This is a genomic window from Brevundimonas sp. AAP58, from assembly GCF_001295975.1.
In the GTDB taxonomy this organism is placed as follows: Bacteria; Pseudomonadota; Alphaproteobacteria; order Caulobacterales; family Caulobacteraceae; genus Brevundimonas.
The window spans coordinates 23,810-41,466 of the sequence record NZ_LJHU01000018.1; the positions used below are offsets into that span (position 1 = coordinate 23,810).

The 17,657-nt window shown below is 67.2% G+C and carries 20 protein-coding genes and 1 tRNA gene; 6 read left to right on the forward strand and 15 right to left on the reverse strand.

All coding sequences use genetic code 11. The features are described 5' to 3' along the window. Positions 1-15: 15 nt before the first annotated feature. Complete coding sequence (locus IP78_RS02825) at positions 16-1,248, reverse strand: 3-methyl-2-oxobutanoate dehydrogenase (2-methylpropanoyl-transferring) subunit alpha (RefSeq protein WP_054110192.1); 1,233 nt, start codon at positions 1,246-1,248, stop codon at positions 16-18. A 147-nt stretch (positions 1,249-1,395) separates the two neighbouring features. Here IP78_RS02825 and IP78_RS02830 point away from each other — a divergent pair, with 147 nt between their 5' ends. Then, on the forward strand, positions 1,396-1,884 hold the full coding sequence (locus IP78_RS02830; protein WP_054110193.1) for an Lrp/AsnC family transcriptional regulator: 489 nt from the start codon (positions 1,396-1,398) through the stop codon (positions 1,882-1,884). A gap of 28 nt (positions 1,885-1,912) precedes the next feature. Further along, positions 1,913-2,848, forward strand: coding sequence for a pirin family protein (locus tag IP78_RS02835; protein WP_054110194.1), 936 nt, complete (start codon positions 1,913-1,915; stop codon positions 2,846-2,848). Between the two features lie 213 nt (positions 2,849-3,061). Here IP78_RS02835 and IP78_RS02840 read toward each other — a convergent pair whose 3' ends face one another. The 4 genes from IP78_RS02840 to IP78_RS02855 all read right to left on the reverse strand — a co-directional run bounded on the left by IP78_RS02840 (position 3,062) and on the right by IP78_RS02855 (position 7,829). Further along, positions 3,062-4,639, reverse strand: a complete 1,578-nt coding sequence (locus tag IP78_RS02840; RefSeq protein WP_054110195.1) for a DASS family sodium-coupled anion symporter — start codon at positions 4,637-4,639, stop codon at positions 3,062-3,064. 96 nt (positions 4,640-4,735) lie between these two features. Beyond that, positions 4,736-5,800: a TerC family protein gene (locus tag IP78_RS02845; RefSeq protein WP_082384807.1), complete on the reverse strand. Its 1,065-nt coding sequence runs from the start codon at positions 5,798-5,800 to the stop codon at positions 4,736-4,738. 281 nt (positions 5,801-6,081) lie between these two features. Then, complete coding sequence (locus IP78_RS02850; protein WP_054110196.1) at positions 6,082-6,855, reverse strand: MauE/DoxX family redox-associated membrane protein; 774 nt, start codon at positions 6,853-6,855, stop codon at positions 6,082-6,084. A 674-nt stretch (positions 6,856-7,529) separates the two neighbouring features. Continuing rightward, positions 7,530-7,829: a glutaredoxin domain-containing protein gene (locus IP78_RS02855; RefSeq protein ID WP_082384815.1), complete on the reverse strand. Its 300-nt coding sequence runs from the start codon at positions 7,827-7,829 to the stop codon at positions 7,530-7,532. 67 nt (positions 7,830-7,896) lie between these two features. Between IP78_RS02855 and IP78_RS02860 the strand changes: the two genes are divergently transcribed. Next, positions 7,897-8,310, forward strand: coding sequence for a MerR family transcriptional regulator (locus IP78_RS02860; RefSeq protein WP_054110198.1), 414 nt, complete (start codon positions 7,897-7,899; stop codon positions 8,308-8,310). A 3-nt stretch (positions 8,311-8,313) separates the two neighbouring features. Here the strand turns inward: IP78_RS02860 and IP78_RS02865 are convergent, their stop codons facing one another. The 4 genes from IP78_RS02865 to IP78_RS02880 form a co-directional block, all read right to left on the reverse strand. Beyond that, complete coding sequence (locus tag IP78_RS02865) at positions 8,314-8,769, reverse strand: DUF411 domain-containing protein (protein ID WP_054110199.1); 456 nt, start codon at positions 8,767-8,769, stop codon at positions 8,314-8,316. Beyond that, the gene (locus tag IP78_RS02870) at positions 8,769-9,173 is read right to left on the reverse strand and encodes a copper resistance protein CopC (protein ID WP_054110200.1); all 405 of its coding nucleotides are present in this window, start codon (positions 9,171-9,173) and stop codon (positions 8,769-8,771) included. The genes IP78_RS02865 and IP78_RS02870 overlap by 1 nt, the downstream gene beginning before the upstream one ends. Before the next feature lie 11 nt (positions 9,174-9,184). Further along, entirely contained in the window at positions 9,185-9,997 is an 813-nt protein-coding gene (locus IP78_RS02875; protein ID WP_231680897.1) for a copper resistance protein B, read from the reverse strand. A 260-nt stretch (positions 9,998-10,257) separates the two neighbouring features. After that, positions 10,258-12,054, reverse strand: coding sequence for a copper resistance system multicopper oxidase (locus tag IP78_RS02880; RefSeq protein WP_082384808.1), 1,797 nt, complete (start codon positions 12,052-12,054; stop codon positions 10,258-10,260). Between the two features lie 116 nt (positions 12,055-12,170). On the opposite strand from IP78_RS02880, the gene IP78_RS02885 reads away from it, so the two are divergent. After that, positions 12,171-12,650 carry a nuclear transport factor 2 family protein gene (locus tag IP78_RS02885; protein WP_054110290.1) on the forward strand — a complete coding sequence of 160 codons (480 nt, stop codon included), beginning with the start codon at positions 12,171-12,173 and terminating at the stop codon, positions 12,648-12,650. 3 nt (positions 12,651-12,653) lie between these two features. Here the strand turns inward: IP78_RS02885 and copD are convergent, their stop codons facing one another. The 5 genes from copD to cpdR form a co-directional block, all read right to left on the reverse strand. Beyond that, the gene (copD, locus tag IP78_RS02890; protein WP_054110203.1) at positions 12,654-13,562 is read right to left on the reverse strand and encodes a copper homeostasis membrane protein CopD; all 909 of its coding nucleotides are present in this window, start codon (positions 13,560-13,562) and stop codon (positions 12,654-12,656) included. Between the two features lies 1 nt (position 13,563). Continuing rightward, complete coding sequence (gene copC, locus IP78_RS02895; RefSeq protein WP_054110204.1) at positions 13,564-13,923, reverse strand: copper homeostasis periplasmic binding protein CopC; 360 nt, start codon at positions 13,921-13,923, stop codon at positions 13,564-13,566. A 158-nt stretch (positions 13,924-14,081) separates the two neighbouring features. Next, complete coding sequence (locus IP78_RS02900; RefSeq protein WP_054110205.1) at positions 14,082-14,312, reverse strand: hypothetical protein; 231 nt, start codon at positions 14,310-14,312, stop codon at positions 14,082-14,084. 65 nt (positions 14,313-14,377) lie between these two features. Then, positions 14,378-14,452: transfer RNA gene (locus IP78_RS02905), tRNA-Val, on the reverse strand. A 184-nt stretch (positions 14,453-14,636) separates the two neighbouring features. Next, complete coding sequence (cpdR, locus tag IP78_RS02910; RefSeq protein ID WP_054110206.1) at positions 14,637-14,996, reverse strand: cell cycle two-component system response regulator CpdR; 360 nt, start codon at positions 14,994-14,996, stop codon at positions 14,637-14,639. Positions 14,997-15,121: 125 nt separating this feature from the next. Here cpdR and IP78_RS02915 point away from each other — a divergent pair, with 125 nt between their 5' ends. Then, positions 15,122-15,988: an N-formylglutamate amidohydrolase gene (locus tag IP78_RS02915; RefSeq protein ID WP_054110291.1), complete on the forward strand. Its 867-nt coding sequence runs from the start codon at positions 15,122-15,124 to the stop codon at positions 15,986-15,988. A 249-nt stretch (positions 15,989-16,237) separates the two neighbouring features. Here the strand turns inward: IP78_RS02915 and IP78_RS02920 are convergent, their stop codons facing one another. Continuing rightward, the gene (locus IP78_RS02920; RefSeq protein WP_054110292.1) at positions 16,238-16,939 is read right to left on the reverse strand and encodes a DUF599 domain-containing protein; all 702 of its coding nucleotides are present in this window, start codon (positions 16,937-16,939) and stop codon (positions 16,238-16,240) included. A 112-nt stretch (positions 16,940-17,051) separates the two neighbouring features. On the opposite strand from IP78_RS02920, the gene ppa reads away from it, so the two are divergent. After that, a complete protein-coding gene (gene ppa, locus IP78_RS02925) occupies positions 17,052-17,627 on the forward strand; it encodes an inorganic diphosphatase (RefSeq protein ID WP_054110207.1) in 576 nt (191 codons plus the stop codon). The last annotated feature ends 30 nt before the right edge of the window (positions 17,628-17,657 follow it).

Genomic DNA, 17,657 nt, shown 5'->3' on the forward strand with positions numbered 1-17,657 from the left:
GGGGAGAAAGGAGCATCATACGCCGACCTCCCGGCGCTGTTCGATCAGGCGCCAGTCCTCGGTGGCGAAGACTTCCTCGAACATGGTCTTCACGCTCGGGCGCGACTGGCCGAGCGTGCCGATGGCCTCAGCTTCCTTGCCCGCGGCGCGGACCTGTTCGACGGCGTCGGTCTCCGCCTCGGCCTGCCGCTCCTCGGACCATTCGCCGAGCGCGATCAGGTGCTGCTTGAGCCGCGCGATCGGATCGCCCAGCGGCCACTTCTCGTGCTCGTCGCCGGGGCGGTACCGGCTGGGATCGTCCGAGGTCGAATGCGGCGCGCCGCGATAGGTGAACAGCTCGATCACCGTCGCGCCCTGGTTGGTCCGTGCCCGCTCCTCGGCCCACTGGGTCACCGCCCAGACGGCCAGGAAGTCGTTGCCGTCGACGCGCAGCGCCGGCAGGCCATAGCCAATGGCCTTGGAGGCGAAGGTCGTTTCCAGCCCGCCGGCGATGCCCATGAAACTTGAGATGGCCCACTGGTTGTTGACGACGTTCAGGATCACCGGGGCGCGATAGACGGCGGCGAAGGTGAGCGCGTTGTGGAAGTCCCCTTCCGCCGTGGCCCCGTCGCCGATCCAACTGATGGCGATCTTGTCGTCGCCCTTGTAGGCAGACGCCATGGCCCAGCCGACGGCCTGGGGCACCTGGGTGCCCAGATTGCCAGAGATGGTGAAGAACCCATAGTCCTTGGCCGAATACATGATCGGCAGCTGGCGGCCTTTGATCGGGTCTTCGGCGTTGGAATAGATCTGGTTCATCATCGCCGCGAGCGGATAGCCGCGCGCGATCAGCAGGCCCTGCTGGCGATAGGTCGGAAAGCCCATGTCCTCGCGGCTCAGGATCATGCCCTGGGCCACCGCGATGGCCTCCTCGCCGGTGCACTTCATGTAGAAGCTGGTCTTGCCCTGGCGGTGGGCGCGGTGCATCCGGTCGTCGAAGGCGCGGGTCAGGATCATGGCCTTCAGACCCCGGCGCATCGTCTCGGGATCCAGTTTGGGATCCCACGGCCCGACCGCCCGGCCCTCGTCGTCCAGAACCCGCACCAGGCGGAAGGCCAGGTCCAGCATCTGCACCGGCCGCGCATCGACCGGCGGACGGTCCACGCTACCTGCGGCGTCGATCTTGATGTGGCTGAAGTCCGGCGCGTCTCCCGGGCGGCCCGAAGGCTCCGGCACGCGCAGCGAGAGCGGCCTTGAGTTCCTGGTCATTCCATCCTGCCGTCCGGTTGATCCGAGCGCGTCACTGATTTCCGGCGCTCATAACACGCACCTCGCGTTAACGCTCGCCTATTATCACCTTGCGCAAGGTCGATTTAGGGTATTTTATTGCGCGATAACGATAATCGGAGAAACGCCTTGGCTGACGAACTGGACCCGATCGACGCCCGCATCCTGGACATCCTGCAACAGGACGCCGGCCTGTCGGTCGCGGAGGTCGCCGAGCGGGTAGGCTTGTCGGCCTCGCCGTGCTGGAGACGGATCAAGAGACTGGAGGATACGGGCTTCATCCGCAAGCGGGTGACCCTGCTGGACGCCGGGCTTCTGGGTCTGGACTTCGAGGTCTACGCCATCGTCAAGCTGAGCCTTCCGTCCAAGGACAACCTCGACGCCTTCGAGGCGGCCGTCGCAAACTGGCCCGAGGTCGTCCAGTGCGCCACCATCACCGGCCGCGAGGACTATGTCCTGCGCATCATCACGTCGGACATGCACGCCTTTGACAACTTCCTGCGCGAGAAGCTGCTCAGCCTCGGCATCGTCTCGGACTGCGAGAGCCACATCGTCACCCGCGGCGTGAAGAACGTCACTACCCTTCCGCTGGGCATCGTCACGCCCCACGTGCAATAGTCCCAGGCACAGTTCAGGAGGCCCGACCATGATCGAGATGGTGATCGACGCCCGCAGGAAGGACCTCGGCGGCTTCGAGGTCGGGCGCGTGCTGCCGTTCCATTCGCGCCGCATGATCGGGCCCTTCATCTTTCTGGATCACATGGGCCCGGCCGAGTTCGCGCCGGGTGCCGAGGCCATCAACGTCCGGCCCCACCCGCACATCGGCCTGTCGACCCTGTCCTATCTGTTCGAGGGCGAGATCCTGCACCGTGACAGTCTGGGCTACACCCAGCCGATCCGGCCCGGCGAGGTGAACTGGATGACCGCCGGCACGGGCATCGTCCACTCTGAACGCACCGATCCGCTGAGGAAGGCGCAAGGGGGCAAGCTGAACGGCATGCAGGCCTGGATCGCCCTGCCGACCGAGGCGGAAGACGCCGACCCCAGCTTCCAGCACATCGGCGAGGAAGGCCTGCCCCTCTATGAGAACGGCGGCCTGTTCGCGCGTCTCGTCGCCGGCGAAGCCTATGGTGCCAAGGCCGGGGTGCAGGTCTCCTCGCCCCTGTTCTATGTCCATTGGGAGCTCAAGGACGGCGTGCGCACGGCTCCGCCGCCGGGCAGGGGCGCGGGCGGCATGTCGGAGCGGGCGCTCTATGTCGCCACGGGCTCGGTCGAGATCGGCGACCGCACCTTCCACGAGGGCCAGCTGATCGTGCTGGAGCCGACGGCCGAACCGACCGTACGGTCCATCGGCCCGTCGACGGTCATGGTTCTGGGCGGCGAACCGGTGGGCGAGCGGCACATCTGGTGGAACTTCGTCCATTCGTCGCGCGAACGCATCGAACAGGCCAAGCACGACTGGAAGGCGGGCCGCATGACCCTGCCGACCGAGGACGACCACGAGTTCATTCCCCTGCCCGAGGACGCCGCCGTTACCACGCGATCCGACCCGATCAAGCCTTCGCCAGCAAACCCGACCTAGCCGCGGGCCTTGCCGGCGCGCCCTGTCGCTTTACCGAGGACTGGCAGCCACGGCCGGAACGGTCGCGTCGGACCGGTTCTGCCAGCACGGTCATCAGGATGCTCTGGAAGGCCGCTTCGATGCGGCCTTCCCCGGTCGTGCATCTTCAAACGCCCCGAGGCGGGACGACAAGGCCACGCGTCCGTCATCGAACGCCATCGCCGAGACTGGGCGTCAGGGGGCCGGCTGGTCGAGCACCCCCTCCGCGAACAGGGTGTTCACAGCGAGGATCGCGACGACGCCCGCCACATTCAGCAAGAAGCCTTTCCACAGCATGGTTCGCAGCGATGGAAGGCCGGTCGCGAACGCGATAGCGTTGGCCGCCGTTGCGATCGGTAGCATGAATCCGAGGCTGGCGGTCAGGGTCACCGGGAAGACCAGGAGCAGGGGATTGATCCCAAGCGCCGCCGCGAGGGCGGCGACAATGGGGAGCATGGCCGTCAAGGTCGCGACATTCGACAACATTTCGGTCGCGATCAGGGTGATCAGGATCAGGGCGAGCAGGATGATCAACGGCTCAAGTCCCCGCAGGCCCTCCATCGCCTCACCGAGCCACGCCGACAGGCCGGTGCCGTCCATGGCTGCAGCAAGCGACAGCCCCCCGCCGAACAGGATGACGATGCCCCAGGGGATGCGTTCCGCGCTCGACCAGTCCAGCAGCCGGGGCCTTTGTGGATCGCCAGACGACAGGATGAACAGGGCCAGCGCCCCAACGATGGCGATGCCCATGTCGCTCAGCCGCTCCAGGCCGGGCAGTTTCACGAGTACGAGCTCGCGTAGCATCCAGGCCGACGCGACGGCGGCAAAGACCACCAGAACCCGCTTCTCGGCCACAGTGGCCGCACCCAGGGCTTCGCGCGCACGCTGCAACACGGCCCGCCCCCGGGCGGCGTCGTCAGCGCTGGCGGTCAGCAATCCGCGGGTCACGATGAACCACAGGATCGGGAGCATAACCACGACCACCGGAACGCCGAGCATCATCCACTGAACAAAAGACAGGTCGACCCCCCGTTCGTTCAGGAAACCCATGGCGATGACGTTGGTGGGAGACCCCACCGGCGTGCCCATGCCGCCGATCGAGGCCGCATAGGCCACACCGAGCACGAGCGCGACGCCAAGACGGGGATCGCGATGACCATTGTCAGCCATGGCTCGGGCGACGGCGACGGCGATCGGCGTCAGCATCAGGGCCGTGGCCGTGTTGGAAATCCATAGGGACAACAGCCCCGCCGCGAGGATGAACCCTGCGACAAGGGCCATGGGATGCCCGCCTACCGCCCCGGCGACCGTGAGAGCGATCCGGGCATGCAGACCCCAGCGCTCGATGGCGGCGGCCAGCATGAAGCCCCCGATGAAGAGAAACAGGATCGGGTCGGCATAGGGTCGGGCTGCCTCGGCAGCGGTGGCCGCGCCGGTGAGCGGAAGCGCGATCAGCGGGACCAGGGCCGTGGCGGCGATGGGGACCGCCTCGCTCACCCACCAGACGAGCATGAGGGCCATGATCGACACGACCCACCAGGCTTCGGCCGACAGGCCCCCGGGCGCACCGACCAGCTGCAGGCAGATCGCGATCGCCGGGCCCAGAACAAGGCCCAGCTTGCGCCCGGCGGGTCCCGCTCCGCCGCCCTCGGCCGGCGGGCCTTCGATCTCCGCACCCGGGACAGCCTTGACGCCGCCCGTTCCAGCCCCGGACATCAGCAAGCCTCCCAGGTTCGCCACCACACCCGTGCGATGACCGATGCCATCCGCCACCAGGGTCCTTAGAGCCCGTCGCCAAGCCACACAATCGCGGCGACATGGCTCGCCAGAGGGACCGGACGGCGCGGGCCGCCGGGCGCACCCAGAGCCTTATCCGTCTTTTCCGGTGTCCTGCGTCTTCAACCAGGAGTAGGCCATGGCTCCACCGATCAGGGCGAGGGTGGCGATCAGGGACCACTGAGGCTCGAGGTAGGGCACGAGGGCTTCGCCCGTGATGTCCTTCCAACCCTTGTAGAGCCCAAAGTTCCAGATGATCTTCACCCCGATCAGCACGAGCACCATCGACAGGCCGTACTTCAGGTATTTGAACCGGGCCACAGCCTCGGCGAGCATGAAATACATCGATCTCAGGCCCAGGATCGCGAAGATGTTGGACGTGTAGACGATGAAGGGGTCCTTGGTGACGGCGAAGATCGCAGGGACGGAGTCCACCGCGAAGATGACGTCCACGACCTCAACCATGATCAGGGTGAGGAACAGGGGGGTTGCGAACAGGATCAGCCGGCCGGACCCCTTCGGATCCGGTCTCCTGACGAAGAAGTTGTGGTTCTCGATCGTGTCGGTGATCCGCAGCCGCCTTCTGAGGAACTTCAGGACGGGGTTCTGGTTCAGGTCCATCTCGTGGTCGGCGCCGAAAATCATCTTCCAGCCCGTGAAGATCAGGAAGGCGGCGAAGATGAACAGAACCCAGGTAAACTCGTTGACGATCGCCGCTCCGAGCGAGATGAAGATACCCCTGAAAACAATCGCGCCCATGATGCCCCAGAAAAGCACCCTGTGCTGGTACTCTCTCGGAACCGCAAAGAAGGTGAAGATCATCCCGATGACAAAAATATTGTCAAACGCGAGGGCGGTTTCCAGAAGGTAGCCAGTAAAGTACTGCAGAAGCGCTTGCTGGTTCAGGTTTTCAGGACTGATATAGTAGGTGGGATCGGGCTCGTAGACGAAGTAGATATAGGCCCCGAACGCGATCGCGAGCGAGGCAAAGCACGCCCACATCGCGGCGGACTTCCTCGCCGATACGATGCCGTCCTTGTTGTTGACGACCCCCAGATCGAGCCACAGCAGCAGGCCGATGAACGCCAGGAAGGCGATCCAGAGCCAAATGGGCTGCCCTGCATAGGTCGCAGCCAGAAACGGAAGGGATTCCAGCATCCCGCACCCCCGAGCAATGTGAGATGGCGCTGCGTGGCACCAATCCATACGGCGATCCGACATCGCAGCCGACGCCTCGGCTGCCAGAGGGGCCCGGACCTTTGGAGCGCGGTCTAATGGCCACTATAGCCGCGACAGTCAACTGCCGCGCCACGCTCTGGACCGATCAACGGCGAAGCATGATCGCGCAGGTCAAACGCAGTCCTGGACCAGGTCTGGTATGACCATTTAGCGCCCGGAGCGGTCATCGGATAGGCCTCCAACTTCGGACCTTGGCACGCTCACATCGCCATCATCTCGCGACCTCCGCCGACCTCCATCGCCACCATCCAGACCGCCATGGCGATCATCATCAGGTTCTCGGTCAGGGACAGGAAGCCCAACGGCACATTGCTGTCGCCGCCGACGCAGGCGCACTTGAGTTCGCGCTTGTCGATGTAGACGGCCTTGAACACCGAGGCCGCGCCGATGCCGCCGATGAACAGGGCGATCGGGACCGATAGCCAGGTCAGGACCCCCGCCAGCATCAGGGCGCCCGCCCCGAACTCGGCGAAAGGATAAATCTTCCCGTAAGGCACCCACCGCTTGGCCAGGAGGTCGTAGTTCAGGAACATGGTCGAGAAGCTCTCGACGTTCTGCAGCTTGAGCATGGCCAGCGCCATCATCGACAGGGCGATGAACCATTCGCCCGCCTGAACCGTCAGGGGCGTGCCGTGGACCGTCAGGCTCAGCATCGCCGCCATCACGGCCGTGGTCAGGAACACGACGAGGACCGGAGTATAGGTCAGGGCCTTGGGGTCGCGGACCTTCAGGCCGAGGAAACGGCGCAGGTCGTCGTGGCCGCCGATGCGCTGGCCATCGATGAAGGCCTGGGGCGTGGTGGTCACGCCGTGCTCGGCCTTGAAGGCGTCCACCGCCTCACGCGTGGTCAGCCAGCGGTCGTCGACGACATAGCCCCGGCTCTTCAGCAGATGCCGGGCCTTCAGCCCCCAGGGACAGGTGTGGCCGGGCATGACCATTCGATACAGGACGGCGGTTCGGGACGGGTTGGACATGGTGCACTCCTTGGTTTGGCAATCCAGGCGGCGAACCTAGGTTCCGTACTCAGGTACGGAGTCAATCATGAAGGTTCGAACGATTCCGGGCCTGGCGCCGGAGGCGGCGTGGGGAGAGCAGTCACCGTCATGGCGATGGCGCCACCAGAGGAGAGTCCTGGCTCGCCGGACGCCCGACCTTCAGACCGAATGTCAGGTTTGAGCGTCGACGCGACTGCCGTGGCTATCGACAAGAGGCCGTCAGACTGAGGCTTCCTGGACGCAAGTCCGGATTCGGGAAGCGCGGTCATCAGCCGACAGCCGCTCGGCCCATTGACGTCGTTCAGTTGATCGGCCGATTTCATCGTCGAACGGCGAGCTCCGCTGGCTCGCCTGAAACATCCATTCGCTGAGCGCCCGGAGGCCGACAACATCGAGATCGGCCCCTTGTCGCTGGGATAGGCCCCTCTCTGCGGCGAGCACGCCGACACAGGCAGCCGCGAAACCAGCGGAGCCGTCGTCCTTGAGCACCGGATCAACGACAGGCACGGACGCGCAACCCAGCAGCGCCGTCGCGGCGGCGATAAGGGTCAGGACAGCGGAGGTTCCTTGTAAGGTAGGGGCTGGCGAAGTGGTCGCCTCGGCAGGACCAGACGGGTCGGCACGGTGTGTCATGGTGAAGATCGGCGCTCCGACTAGTACGACCACCTCATGGGCGTGTAGGTCAGAGACTCGGGCTCGCGCACCTTGAGGCCCAGATAGCGGCGCAGGTCGTCGTAGCCCCCGATACGGACGCCGTCGATGAAAATCTGAGGTAGCGACTTCCCCCCTCGCTCAGCCTTGAAGGCCTCGACGGCGTCTCGTGTGGTCAGGCCGCGATCATCGATCGCGTACCCTCGCCCCTTGAGCAGATAACGCGCTCTCAATCCCCAGGGACAGATCTGGCCGGGCATGACCATCCGATAAAGGACGGCGGTTCGGGAGAGGTTGGACACGATGCGCTCCGCAGCTTGCAATCCGGAGCGGCAAGCCTAGGTTCCGTACTGAGGTACGGAGTCAATCATGAAGGTTCGAACGATCGCGGGCCTGGCCCGCGAAGGCGGCGTGGGCGTCGAAACCATCCGCTTCTATCAGCGGCGCGGCCTGATGCCGAAGCCCGAACGGTGGTCCTCCAGCGGCGTGGGCGAGGGCATCCGGCGCTATGGCGACGAGGATGTGCGGCGCCTCAAGTTCATCCGCTCGGCCCAGACGGCGGGCTTCACCCTGGAGCAGATCCGGGAGCTGCTCTCGCTGGACGCCGGCGAGGATCGCGAGCGGGCCCGCGCGCTCGCGGCCGAACGCCTCGAGGCGCTGGACAGGACCATCGCCGATCTGGAGCAGGCGCGGGCGGGCTTAAGGCGGCTGGCCGGAGCCTGCGCGTCGAAGGACACCGGGCCATGCCCGATCATCGCCGCCTTCCAGGGCGAGGCCGCCTGAGGCTCAGGCCCCGTTGTGGCGCCCGAAGACGGTGGCTTCTCCAGCTCGGTTGATCAGCAGGGTGACATAGGGCTGGCGACCCGCCGCCTCCATGCCCGGCGATCCGGCGGGCATCCCGGGCGCGGCCAGGGCCACCGCCGCTGGCCGCTCGCGCAGCAGGCGCTCCACATCGGCGGCGGGCACATGGCCCTCGATGGCGTAGGCACCGACCACGGCGGTGTGGCACCCGGCATAGCGATCCGGCACGCCGTACCGTGCGCGGATCGGGGCCAGATCCTCGCGCTCGACCACCTCGACCGTCCAGCCGGCCGCGCGCATGTGCGCCACCCAGCCGTCGCAGCAGCCGCACCAGGGCGTCTTGTAGGCCGTCATCCGCCGGTCCTGCGCCGGGACAGGCCCTGCTGCGGTCGCTGCGACCGCCCCCGCCAGAAGGGCGCGCCGGGTCTGGGCGCGGATCATCAATGCACCATGAAGCGGACGGTGCCCGTCATGGCGTGGCCGTCCCCGCCCTCGGCGGTCCAGTTCAGAACGTAGTTCCCGGGCCGAAGCGTCGGTAGCTCGGCCGAGACTCGCGTGGTCGCAGCGGCGGCGGCGACCGGGACCGACACGGCCGAGCCGCCCTCGGCCTGAACCGTGACGGCTTTCAGCGTCATGGCGTGCGGGAAGGTCGCGGTGAACCAGTCGGGCGGGCCGTCGGTCATGGCCCCGTCAGCCGGGCTGGTGACGACGCTATGCGCGGCGTGGTCGCCGGATGCGGCCTGGCCATGGCCCGCATGCGCCCCATGGCCGGTGTGGGCGTCCTGTGCGGGGGCGGGCGCGGCGACGAACAGGCCGGCGGCGACAAGGGGAAGAAGGGTGCGCATCTCGATACTCCTCAGAACCAGGCCTTCAAGCCGACGACGAACCGGGTGTGCTCAGGCTCTCCGCCCGCCGCGCGAGTGAAATCGGCAGTGTCGCCGAGCTCCCGGCTCCATTCCACGCCGATGTAAGGCGCGAACTCCTTGGCGATCTCATAGCGCAATCGCACGCCAGCCTCGACATGGGTGAAGCCCGAGCCCAGACCGAGCTCCAGCACGTCGGAGGCCGAGGCCTCGATCTCGACGCGCGGCTGCAGGATCAGGCGCTGGGTGATGCGCTGGTCGTACTCGGCCTCGACCCGCGCGGTCAGGTCGCCCTCGGTCGACAGGAAGGCGGCGGCGTCGAACTCCCACCAGTAGGGGGCCAGGCCCTGAAGCCCGAGCACCAGATGCGTCGGATCCTCGCCGTCCTCGCGGAAGTCCTGGCGCAACCCGGCCTGCACGTCCCAGAAGGGCGAAATGGCGCGGCTGTAGAGCGCCTGAACCTCGCCCTCGACCTCGCCGTCGAAGTCGCCTTCACCTTCGGACTTCCACCAGAAGCGGTTGATGTCGCCGCCGGTCCAGCCCGCGACGTCCCAGGTCCAGCCTTCCTCGCCGTCGTCGAAGCCGACTTCCAGCCGGTCGATGATAACGGCGGTGGCGCGCACGTCGCCGTTCTCGCGCCTCAGGATGTCGCGGGCGCCGGCCATCTGGTCCGCTCCCCAGATGGCGTCGGCGGCATGGGCGGGGCCGGACAGGGCGGCGGGCGGCAGGGGCGGTTGCCTCGGCCGGCCCTCGTCATCCGCGCTGGTCGGCACGTCGGGCGGACCTCCGGCGGACTGGCGGCTCATATCATGACCTGCGTGAGGGTCGTTCTGGGCCGGCATCGCGTGACCCGCGTGAGGATCAGCGGCCTGAGAGGGTGCGCCCATGTCGTGCCCGGCGTGCGGATCAGCGGCCTGAGCCGGCGCGGGTATGGCGTGTCCCGCATGCGGATCAGCCGCAGGAGTCTGAGTCGGCGGTCGGGCGGGCGTCGCATGATGGCTGTGGTCCTGGGCAGCCGCCGTCCCGGCGACCAGCAGCAGAGGGACGAGCGCGGTCATGAGGCGGATCATGACGCCGCTCCATCCAGCGGGCGGACGGTGACGACGTTGAACATGCCCGCGTGCATGTGCATCAGCATGTGGCAGTGGAAGGCCCAGTCGCCGGGCGCATCCGCCGTCAGGTCGAAGGTCACCTTGGACCCCGGCGCGACATTGACCGTGTGCTTCAGCGGCTGATGCCCGGGCGGGCCGCCCGTCACCAGCTCGAAGAAGTGGCCGTGCAGGTGGATGGGGTGGGCCATCATGGTGTCGTTGACCAGGGTCACCCGCACCCGTTCGTTCCGCTCGAAACGGATCGGCTCGACGATCTCTGAGAACTTGCGCCCGTCGAAGCCCCACATGAACCGTTCCATGTTGCCGGTCAGGTGGATTTCCAGCGCGCGCGACGGCGGCCTCTGGTCCTTGTTGGGGGCGAGCGACACCAGGTCGGTGTAGACCAGCACCCGGTGCGGGACGTCCTCCAGCCCCATGGGCCGCTCGCCCAGGCGGTTGGCCGGGTCCGACGAGATCATGTCCACCCCGACGCCGACCGCCATGCCGGCGGGGGCGTTGTCCGGGTTGCGCATGTCGTGGGCCATGCCCTCGTGCCCCACGGCAGAATGATCCATCGACGCGGCGGCCGGCGCGCCGTGTTCCATGGCGGAATGATCCATTCCGTGACCCATGGCCGAGTGGTCCATGCCCGCCATGCCACCCATGCCCATGTCGCGCATGGTGAGCGTCGGAACCTGGCGCAGCGGCGGAACCTCGGCCGTCAGGCCCAGCCGGGGCGCCAGCGTCGCCCGCGCCATGCCGGAGCGATCCACGGACTCGGCGACCAGGGTGTAGGCGCGGTCGTCCATGGGCCGGACGATGACGTCATAGGTCTCGGCGACCGAGATCTGGAACTCGTCGGTCTCGACGGGGCGCACGTTCTCGCCGTCGGCATTGACCACCGTCATGGCCAGGCCCGGGACGCGGACGTTGAAGATCGACATGGCCGAGGCGTTGATGACCCTCAGCCGAACCCGCTCGCCGGGGCGGAACAGGCCGGTCCAGTTCTCGGCCGGGCCATGGCCGTTGACCAGATAGGTGTAGGTCGTGCCGTTGACGTCGGCGATGTCGCGCGGGTCCATCCGCATCTGGCCCCACATCCGGCGGTCGGCCAGCGACATGCCGTCCTCGCCGGACAGCAGGCCCGACAGGGTCGTGCGCGACTGGTTGAAGTAGCCGGGGCTCTTCTTCAGGCGGTCCAGAATCTCGTGCGGATGCAGGAAGCTCCAGTCCGACAGGACGATCACATGCTCGCGGTCGTAAGCCACCGGATCGGCCCCTGCCGGGTCGATGATCAGCGGCCCGTAGTGGCCCATCGCCTCCTGCAGGTTGGAGTGGCTGTGGTACCAGAAGGTGCCCGACTGGATGACCGGGAACTCGTACTCGAACGTCTCGCCCGGCCGGATGCCGGGAAAGCTGACGCCGGGCACCCCGTCCATGTGGAAGGGCAGCAGCACGCCGTGCCAGTGGATCGAGGTGTCTTCGTCCAGGGTGTTGGTCACCGACAGCCGAGCCCTTTGGCCTTCGCGCAACCGGATCAGCGGCGCGGGCAGGGTCCCGTTGACGGTGATCGCATGGCCTGTCCGGCCGCCGACGGTGAAGGGCGAGTGGCCGACGCTGAGGCGCACGTCCGGGCCTTCCAGCGTCGGCAGATCGGCGCGCAGGCCCGGCGATCCGGTCTGCGCCCAGACGGGCAGCAGGCCCTGCACCGCCCAGGCCGTCGCTGCGCCGCCCAGTCCCATCAAAAGTCCTCGGCGATTTCGGTCGATCATGGCGTAGGGTCTCGATTCCAGTTGGCGCAGACTTGCACTGCGTACATTGGTACAGAGTCAACGATACGACCTGCGACCGACTGTCTCCTCACCCCTACGCCCGTTCGGAGCCGATGATGACCCGCCTGATCCTCGCCGCCCTTCTGGGCCTCGTCGCCGTGCCGGCCTCGGCGCACGACCGTCCGACCGCCCCGGCGGTCGCCCAGGCGGCCGACGCCGCCACGGCCCCGGCCATCGCGGTCGTGGACGCCTTCCACGCGGCCCTGCGCTCGGGCGACGCAGACGCCGTTCTGGCGCTGCTGACCGAGGACGTGGTCGTCCTGGAAACCGGGGGCGCGGAACGCTCGCGCGAGGAATACGCTGGTCATCACCTGCCCGCCGACATGACCTTCGCCGCCGCCACGACCGACGAGGTCACGCGCCGCGCCGCCTGGGTCGAGGGCGAAATCGCCTGGGTCCTGACCGAAGGACGGACCACCGGCACCTTCAACGACCGGCCGATCAACAGCCTGGGCGCCGAGACGATGATCCTGCATCGCACGGCCGACGGCTGGCGCATCCGCCACATCCACTGGTCGTCACGGAACGCGCGCTGATCCTCACATCGAGGCCGGCGGCATCTGGACGCCCATCGCCGCGACGAGACCCAGCAGGAGGATCCCGGCCGCCATCTCCACGCCCACGCTGACCCGCAGGCCGCGAACCGCCTCGCCGGTGTCCGCGCCGGCCTCGATCGCCCGCTCCAGGGCCGGGGTCAGGGTGTAGCGGTTGTGCGAGGCGAGCCAGACCATGATCGTGAACAGCAGCAGCTTTGCGAACAGCAGCTGCCCCCACGTCGTGCTGGCGAGCTGGTCGGCCCCTTGCATGCCGACGAGGAAGGCGGTGTTCACCATCCCGGTCAGGGTGAGCGCGAGCACGGCCAGCGTCCCCACGGACCCGAACCCGGCCAGCGATCGCGCGGAGGCCTCGACATCGCCGGGGTCGCGGCGCGCCAGCATCAGGCAGAAGCCCGCCAGCGCCCCCAGCCACACGGCGGCGGCGAGGGCATGGATGACGTCGGCGACCAGATGGACCAGCCCGGCCGCGCCCTCGCTCGACGCCCCGTGGCCGCTCCAGGCGAAACTGGCGGTGGCTCCGGCAAACGCCACAGCGGCCATCACCGTCATCACACGTTGCCCCCGGCCCGCGAGCAGAAGGATCACCCCGAGCAAGCCAAGACCGGCGCGGGCGAGATGCGCTATCCCCAGGCTTGTCGACTGGATGACATAGCCGATCGCCGCCACGTCCAGCGCCGCGCTCCATCCGCCAGCCATCATGGCGGTCTGGGCCAGAAGGCCGCCGACCGCACCGACTGCCAGCAGCAGTCCGGCGAGCACGGCCGTACAGCGACGCGTCGTCTCCCCGGAGGCCGCGCGGGCGTGGAGTTGGAACAGCGGCAAGCCCAGAGCGACCACGGCGGCGGCGAACTGAAGCCACCGCAGGACGACGACGGTCAGCTCGATCGGCACGTCAGCGTACGGTGAAGCTGTAGTTTCCGGTCATCCGATGCCCATCGGCTGCCGCGATCGCCCACGTCACCCGATAGGTCCCGGCCGGCAGCGGCGTGGAGAACGAGCCGCCCAGCGTCTTGCCGTCCTCAGACACCGTCTTGGTCAAGACGACGGCGCGCCCCCGTCCATCCTCGACCTCAACAGTCGAGAAAGGTGCAGCGAACCGCTCGCTGAAGGTCAACGCGACAGTACGCGGAGCACTGACGGTCGCTCCGTCAGCAGGCGTCGCGGCGACAAGTCGAGCGTGCGCCGCGACTGGAGACGCGGAAGCGGCCAGTGCCGCCACGCCGGCAAAGAACAGAATGCGATTGGAGAACACGTTTCAGAAGCCCTTTGTAAAGTGCGCAGGACCACCGGTCATCGGCACGGGTGACTGTCGCCTTGGAAGCCCGCTGATCGGCCGCTCTTGCCCCGACGATCTAACACATTCCGACAAGCGGACATTCTCGATGTCGTCCAGGAGCCTGATCTGGACCTTCACGGAACTCTGCTCATTAGCGGCTCATCCCTCGCCTGGTCCACCAGCGAATAGCGGGTGCTACGCCCACTGGCCTCGTCCTTGATCGGGATGCCGCGCTTCACGAGGTCGGTGATGTCGCGCAGGGCCGTGTCGGTGAAAACCTTGGTCTGAGCGGCCCACCAGAAGGTGGTCAGCTTGCTCTCGAAGCCGTCGACCGGACATGCTGCAGAAGCGATGTATTCGGGCATTCACCGCGCTCGCGGACCCCGCCGCCACAGAGCGTTCCGCAAAACTCTGATTTTATTGAAGAAAATGGTGGACGCGACAGGGATTGAACCTGTGACCCCTACGATGTCAACGTAGTGCTCTCCCGCTGAGCTACGCGTCCGCCGTGGCGGGTCCGGCAAGGCCGGTCCGGGAAGGCGCGGTCTATAACCCGCCTGTCGCGCGCCTCGCAAGGGGCAATCCTGCGCTCAACCAGCGAGCCGCCGCATGGCGAGCGGTAGCGCGCTTAGGACGCGCTCAAGCCGCAAGCCACCGCGTGACGACCGGCAGCGTCATCAAGACGAGCATCAGGCCGCAGCCACCATCCTCTCGACCTCGCTGACAAGGTCGCGCAGGTGGACGGGCTTGGACAGGACCTTGGCCTGGGGGCTGGCCTGGGCGGCGGACAGGGCGACGGCGGCGAAGCCCGTGATGAACATGATGCGCAGGCCCGGCTGGCGGGCAGCGGCGACGCGGGCGACCTCGATGCCGTCCGCGCCCGGCATGACGATGTCGGTCAGCAGAAGGTCGTAGGGGCCATGCTCGAGCGCATCGATGGCGTCGTCGCCGTTCTCGCAATCGACGACCTCGTGGCCGGCGCGTTCCAGCGCCCGGGTCAGGAAGCCCCGCAGGGAGCCGTCGTCTTCCGCCAGCAGGATGCGCGCCATGCCCGATCGTTCCTCTCTCGTTGCGGCCACGCTAGGCCCAGAACGGTAAACCGGCGATGAAATTCGCTGTGTCGTGCAGGGCCGGTCTCGTGGCTGTTGGGGAAAAACAGTCTATGGCGAGGACGATGACCGCGGCCCCCCTGACCGATCCGTCCGACAGCCCGCTGCCGTTCGTGGTGCAGCCCGCGATCGGCGCGCCCGGTCCGATGGTCTTCGCCTCGCCGCATTCCGGCGGCTGGACGCCCCAGGACATGGGGCACAGCCCCGCACTGTCGCCCATGACGCTGCGCAGCGCCGAGGATGTCGGCGTCGACCGTCTGGTCGCGGCAGGGCCACGCCACGGGGCTCCCCTGATCGCCGCGCGGGTGTCGCGAGCCTATATCGACCTGAACCGCGCGCCGGAGGAGATGGATGCGATCCTCATCGACGGGGTCGAGGGCGCCACCTCCGCCAAGGTGGCGGCGGGTTACGGGGTCATCCCGCGCCGGGCCGGCGATGGCACCGCGCTCTATGGTCGGCGGCTGTCGGCGGAGGAGGCCCTGGTCCGTCTCGCGCGGGTCCACGCGCCTTACCATGCCGCGCTGGAGGCGCTGATGATCGAAAGCCGTGCGCGGCATGGTCTCGCCCTTCTGATCGACTGGCACTCCATGCCCTCACGGGCGACGGGCGCGGGAAAGCGGGGAGCGCGCGGGGTCGATATCGTTCTCGGCGACCGGCACGGCGCGGCGACGCGCGCGGGTGTGACGCGACGGATCAGGGTCCTGTTCGAGGCCGAGGGCCTGACAGTCGCGCTCAACACCCCCTATGCCGGGGGCTATGCCACCCAGCGCTGGGGCCGGCCGGACGAAGGGTTCCAGGCGGTACAGGTCGAGATCAACCGCGCCCTCTATCTGGATGAGGCGACGCTGGAGCCGTCGGCGGACCACGACCGGTTCCAGGGTCTGCTGACGCGGGTGATCGAAGCCCTGTCGCGCGAGACCTGGCCGCGCTGAGCCCGAAAAAAAGCCGCGCCCGAGGGCGCGGCATAAAAGTCTATAGGGAGGAAACGCCCAGGAAGGGCAAGACGCCCGGAGGCGTCGGTTCTCAAGTTAGGTTGCAATGCACAATACGTCAAGACGGATCGATGAACCCGGCATCACGCCGCGTTACAACGCATTCATGCCATCAGGCCGCCATGTAATCGCTTTCATCGCAAAAGCCTTCCCCGACCCGCGCCGCTAGAGATTGCTGCATTGCAAAAACTATGAAGCCGAAGACCGGTCCGACTCGATCAGGCGGCGGGCCGTTCGGATGGCGCGGGCCGCCGGTGATCCGGACTGACGCCAGACCAGCAGGGCGAAGGCCGACACCACGCCGGCGCACAGCCACAGCGGCCCGAACAGCCAGGCTGCGGCCGCGAGCGCGAAGTAATAGCCTCTCACGCCCTGACTGAAGGCACCCAGGGCCGGGTTCAGCACATCCGCCGTGGCCTGGCCAAAGGCGTCACGGTCGGCCTCGGTCGTGATCTCGGGCGCAGCACCGATCATGGCGAGCGCATAGTTCATCTGTCGGATGGACCAGATGAAATCGAGCAGACCCCGCGCCAGGCACAGCAGCACCAGCCCCAGCTTGGCCTCCAGAAGCGGCAGGGGCACATCCTCCGCCCCGACCGCCGAAAAGCCCTGCAACGCCTGATCGCCACCGAACAGCACGCTGGCCACGCCCGCGATCAGCAGCAGGTTGGACGAGGCGAAAAAGGAACCGGAGTTGATGGAATGGCCCAGAAGCTGGCTGTCCAGGAGCCGCACCTCTCTCCGGGTCATCGCGGTCATCCACGCGTGACGGACGGTCAGCATGTCTTCGTTCAGGGAGCCGCTGCGCCGCGCCAACACACTCAGAAGGGGTCCGTAGCCCAGCCAGCACAGGAAGAAGAGCGCCAGGCCCAGCCAGTCGAAAAAGCTCATCTCGGCCTGCGCCTCCAAGCCCGCGTCACCGCCCGCGCTTGCCGCGAGGCTCTGACCGGCTTATCACGCCCAGCCTTCTTTCGCAGTCGCACAATCATTCGGGGCCACCGCCATGAACCTTGACGCCATTCCCGTCGGTCCCAACCCGCCCTGGGACCTGAACGTCGTGATCGAGATCCCGCAAGGCGGTCTGCCGGTGAAGTACGAGATGGACAAGGCGTCCGGCGCCCTGTTCGTGGACCGCTTCCTGCACACGGCCATGTACTATCCAGGCAACTACGGCTTCGTGCCCCACACCCTGGCCGACGACGGCGACCCCTGCGATGTCATCGTGCTGAACCCGACGCCGGTGGTGCCGGGCTGCGTCATCCGCTCGCGTCCGATCGGGGTGCTGATGATGGAGGACGAAGCCGGCGGCGACGACAAGATCCTGGCCGTGCCGGTCGACGCCCTGCATCCCTATTACACGGACATCGCCAGCTATCGGCAGCTGCCGACCATCATGGTCGAGCAGATCGAGCACTTCTTTACCCGCTACAAGGACCTGGAGAAGAACAAGTCGGTGCGGGTCAAGCGCTGGGGCGACGCGGGCGAGGCCGCCGAGTTGATCGCGCGCGGTGTGGTCGCGCATCGCGAGGCCGAGGCCGAGGCCAAGAAGGCGGGCGGCAAGGCGGCCAATGCCGCGTGAACCGCGGCCCTCATGGCTGAAAGGACGTAG